General features: G+C 56.1%; 5 protein-coding genes. 2 read left to right on the forward strand and 3 right to left on the reverse strand.

Annotation, left to right across the window (positions count from 1 at the left end; all coding sequences use genetic code 11):
* The 3 genes from AB7F49_RS38900 to AB7F49_RS38910 all read right to left on the reverse strand — a co-directional run.
* The coding region (locus AB7F49_RS38900) for an ABC transporter permease (RefSeq protein WP_428533230.1) at positions 1 to 622 on the reverse strand (622 nt) is incomplete at its 3' end.
* On the reverse strand, positions 603 to 1,388 hold the full coding sequence (locus AB7F49_RS38905) for an ABC transporter ATP-binding protein (RefSeq protein WP_428533233.1): 786 nt from the start codon (positions 1,386 to 1,388) through the stop codon (positions 603 to 605). The genes AB7F49_RS38900 and AB7F49_RS38905, both read right to left, overlap by 20 nt.
* The gene (locus tag AB7F49_RS38910; RefSeq protein WP_428533236.1) at positions 1,385 to 2,404 is read right to left on the reverse strand and encodes an ABC transporter substrate-binding protein; all 1,020 of its coding nucleotides are present in this window, start codon (positions 2,402 to 2,404) and stop codon (positions 1,385 to 1,387) included. The genes AB7F49_RS38905 and AB7F49_RS38910 overlap by 4 nt, the downstream gene beginning before the upstream one ends.
* Before the next feature lie 333 nt (positions 2,405 to 2,737).
* Here AB7F49_RS38910 and AB7F49_RS38915 point away from each other — a divergent pair, with 333 nt between their 5' ends.
* Both AB7F49_RS38915 and AB7F49_RS38920 read left to right on the forward strand, forming a co-directional pair.
* Positions 2,738 to 2,947 (forward strand): hypothetical protein, encoded by a 210-nt coding sequence (locus tag AB7F49_RS38915; RefSeq protein WP_428533239.1) that lies wholly within the window; start codon positions 2,738 to 2,740, stop codon positions 2,945 to 2,947.
* A gap of 81 nt (positions 2,948 to 3,028) precedes the next feature.
* Entirely contained in the window at positions 3,029 to 3,205 is a 177-nt protein-coding gene (locus tag AB7F49_RS38920; RefSeq protein ID WP_428533242.1) for a hypothetical protein, read from the forward strand.
* The last annotated feature ends 485 nt before the right edge of the window (positions 3,206 to 3,690 follow it).

The raw sequence follows: 3,690 nt of genomic DNA on the forward strand, positions 1-3,690 counted from the left end.
GCGTTGCAATGATCGTCGGAACCGCTCCAGGCAGCACGACTTTAATAAACTGCTGCCACCGGGAGGCTCCGAATGACGAAGCAAGCAATAGCTTGTCTCTGTCCGATTGCTGGAATGCGCTGTGAACCGACAAAATGGTGACAAACAGCGATATCGACACGGCAAGGGCGATAACAGCGGCAATGGATGCGCCGAGCCAAATAATGAATACGGGGCCCAAAGCCATCTTGGGGGTTGCATTCAACACCACGACGTATGGGTCGGCGACGTCACTGAGAAAACGCCACCACCAGAACATCCCGGCAATTATGATTCCGCCTATTGTGCCGATGAAAAACCCTGCCAGGGTTTCCCAGACCGTGATCGCAATGTGGTAACCGAGGGAGCCATCACCCGTCAGCTCAGCGAGCTTTTCCAGGATTTGAGATGGCTGACTTATGATGAACGGATCGACGAGTCCCGTCATGGTTGCGATCTGCCAGATCGCCAGGAACAGGATGAAGACCAGGATCTGAACGCCGGCAACCTGCAACTGACGAAGCCGCAACGCCTGCAAATATGCCGCGTGCCTGGGGGAGGTCGCGCCTCGCGTGAGGAAACCGCTACCGGTCGCGTTGCTCAACGTCGAGGTCCTCCCAAATCGCTTTGCAGAACGAGCGGAACTCGGGCGCGTCTCGCGACGTCATGGGCGTTCGCTCTCCCGGGACCGACAGCTCGATATCATAGGCATTTCGCACTTGGGCCGGACGACCACTGAGCACGATAACGCGATCGGACATGGACACCGCTTCCTCGATGTCGTGCGTTACAAGCAGCGCAGTCTTTCTCCGCTCCTTGATAATGCGCAGCACATCCCGCTCGAGAAGCAGTTTCGTCTGGTAATCGAGTGCGGAGAAGGGCTCGTCCAGTAGCAGAATGTCGGGATCGGTCGCAAGCGTTCGGACGATCGCCACACGTTGACGCATGCCACCGGAAAGCTGATAGGGATATGCGTCCTCAAAACCGCCGAGCCCATAGAGAGCGAGCAGCTCGCGTGCTCTCTCTCGCCCCTCGCGATCGCTCTTTCCTTGAATCTCCAGCCCCAGCACTGCGTTCTGCAGTACTGTTCTCCATTCGAAGAGATGGTCCTTCTGCAACAAAATGCCGACACGCGGTGTGGTGCCAACGAGTGGAACACCGTCCAGCAGTATCTGACCTTCCGTCGGCTTGATAAGGCCCGAAATCAAAGCGAGCAGTGTAGATTTTCCGCAACCACTGGGGCCGACGATGCTGCAAAACTCCAGATGGCGAACTGTGAGCTCAAGATTTTTCAGGGCCAGCGTCTCGCCAGAGCGAGTCAGATACGCGAACGAGATGTTATCGCCACGGATACGCTCCGCACCGGTCATTGCTGCTTGACCATCTGCATCGCTTTCTGGGCAAAGGTCGGATTAACGATCTTGCTGTAGGGAACCCTTTCTTTCAGCACCCCACCCCCGATCATCAAGTCGATCATCCGGTTCATGCCCGTCTCGCTTATCAAGGGGTTCGTTGCCCAGATTTTGATCTTCTTGTACTCGCTTATAACCGCCTCAATTGTCGCTGCCGGCACATTCTTGAAGAACGGCTGCACCATTTTTGTGATTTCAGCGGGTGTACTTTTCTCGGTAAGCAGAAGACCTCGATAGATCGCATTCGTGAAACCTTGAATGATTTTTGGGTTCTTCTCGATATAGCTGACGGAAGCAATATACGCAGTATACGGCATCGGCCCCGCCAACGCATGAACGGATGCAACACGATAACCCTTGTTTTGTGCAACCATCTGAACCACGCCGGGCTCGAAGGCTTGTGCAAACTGCGTGGAGGGCTCCAAAAACGACGGCAGAATATTAGCCGAATTCGGGATGTTCCGGATATTCACGTCCTTTCCGGCGACAAGCCCAGCTTTCTTGATCAATTCTTCCAATACGAGCGCCGGAGTTGATCCTTTGCCGGACGTAACGATCGTTTTGCCCTTCAGGTCTTGGATCTTGAAACTCGGCATCGGCGTCTTCGCCAGGATAAACGATCCATCACCATTTGTGAGCTGCGCAAAATTTACGAACCGCCTGTCAGGACCGGCGGATTGGGTCAGTGATGCTGCCTCAGGGCCAGTGAGCGCGATATTCGAGTTCCCGCTAATAACCTCCGTCAATGTAGCCTGCATACCCCAGGTCGTCTTAGGACCATCGATCTTAATGCCTTCCTTTTGAAAGGCTCCACTTTGGAGTGCGACGTACTGAGGTGTGTAGAATAGACTGCGCAGCACTTCGTTGAGCTTGAACGTCTGCTCCTGAGCTCGCGCCGCAGGCGCCAGGATAACCAAGCATACCGCAGCAAATATTCCGCCAAAGGGACTGATTGACTGCTTCAAGCTCTTCATGGCTATTCCCCGAGAAAGTCTTGCCCGTTGCCCATCGTGCCGCATCGCCAGACTAAGTCAGTCTAGGACTAATTTTCGACGGCTGACAACCCATGAACTGTCGCTCCAATTGGAGCGCTCCCCGAAGGGTGCCGTGTTCGTCGCTAGTACCCTCTATCGCTGATGCGTGAGTCGCGATTCAAGGTAGGATGACCGATGGCATCTCTGAAGCAACGCCGATCACATTGACGGACATGGAACGCACGGAACCCGACGGCTCGGTGCGCTCGATCAGAACGGAATACTTGTCGGCGGCAGCGCGAGACCGGCCGGCGTGTCTGCTGCACTATGGGCATGGCGTCGAAGTGGCGCGTGCGCTATGCTGGGCGCCGTCTCATAGGTCTCGATGAGCCGGGCAGCCGGGCCGCGCTGCCGAAGTACACGGCCGAGACGACGCGGCGTATCCTGCGTGTGCTCGACCTCAAGCCGCCCGACGGCCATGCCCGCTGGAGCAGACCGCTGATCGCCGCCGCGCTCGGTGATATCGACGTCCAGCAGGTCTGACGCCTTCTCACGGCGCAGAAGATCGACCTTGCCGCCCGCAAGACCTGGTACGAGAGCGACGATCCCGCGTTCGCTGCCAAGATGGCCGAGGTGGTCGCGCTCTATATGGCTCCGCCTGAGAACGCGCTCGTCATCTGCGTCGACGTTAAACCGTCGATCCAGGTGCTGGAACGCGCCCAGGGCTATCTGAAGCTGCCGGGCAGATGTTCGACAGCACGAAAGGGCCGGCTGAACGACGAACGAAGGCAGGAATCGTGACTGGCCGAGGAGCCAGCTTCCGGAGCGCACATCCCTGATTGCACTATAGAATGTACACATATAATCAGGCGAAAATGGCGATCGTCGCTGCGGCTGGGTTAATCGTCCGCATAAGGAAATTGAGCTGCATGACGAAGTCTGCATAAAATATCGTCACGAATGGGTTCTGCTTGAGCATCCCCGTGATGGCGTTTCAATGCATGTTGCCTTGACGTATTGCTTCCGCAAAGGACGAAACCTGCTCTGCGAGCTTAACTGGCTCGCGGCTATCCATCAGCGAAATATCGGCGCTTCAATCGCTCAAACAAGCTGTTCGGATGGTACTGGCCGTTTGGATCCATCTTTTCGCGACGCCAGTACTCGTTATACAGATGAACAGAAACATATGGTCAAGGCACTTGTGTCACCACAATGCCGAAAGCGAATGGGCGAGAAGGGGTGTGCAGATTAAGTTTGCTGCCGCGGTACGACCGGGGCGTCCCGCG

The organism is Pseudorhodoplanes sp. (assembly GCF_050250235.1).
GTDB lineage: Bacteria > Pseudomonadota > Alphaproteobacteria > Rhizobiales > Xanthobacteraceae > Pseudorhodoplanes.